Source organism: Stenotrophomonas sp. GW821-FHT01H02A (assembly GCF_059422145.1).
Window position 1 is genome coordinate 1 of the sequence record NZ_JBWKWI010000031.1, and the last position, 615, is coordinate 615.

General features: G+C 63.1%; 1 protein-coding gene. It reads right to left on the reverse strand.

Going from position 1 to position 615, the window contains the following annotated elements; all coding sequences use genetic code 11:
* A partial coding sequence (locus tag AC07WC_RS17765; protein ID WP_495211173.1) for a flagellin occupies positions 1-615 on the reverse strand: 615 nt, incomplete at both ends.

Genomic DNA, 615 nt, shown 5'->3' on the forward strand with positions numbered 1-615 from the left:
CGCGGACAGGTTTTCGGTCGAGGTCTGCAGGTTCGCCACCACCGAGGTGAAGCGGTTCTGGATGGCGCCGAGGTCGGCGCGGGTGTTGTTGATGGCGCTCAGCGCCTTGTCGACGATTTCCAGTGCCTGCTGGGCGCCGGCAACTTCAGAGACGTCAAGCTTGTCGGCGAAGACTGCCTTTCCTTCGGCTGCCTCTGCATTGAAATCGGCAAGCGTGGAGTCGATCGCGACATAGGCACCGTCCTTGTCAACGCTGTCCTTCACCGACGTCAGGGTGATGGCACCGTCATCAGCAGCCTGGGCGTAAACGCCGGTTTCACCGATCTTGGCATTGATGTGCGCGGCGAGTGCCTTGCCTGCCGCGGGAGCGGTCGTGTCTTCGATCTTCAGTGCGTCGAAGGTGACTTCTCCCTGCGCGCTGGTGATGGTGAACGATGCAAAGTCGGCCGTCGTGGCGGGCGTGCCAGTAAGGGTCGGTGCATCGACCGTACCGGTCGAGAAGCGCGCACCGCCGAGTGCATTGGCCTTCGCATCCACCACCTTGTCGATGGCGATGGCCTGGCCGGCGTTGGCGCCGACCTGGAACAGCTGGCTGGAGAACGAGCCGTCCAGCAA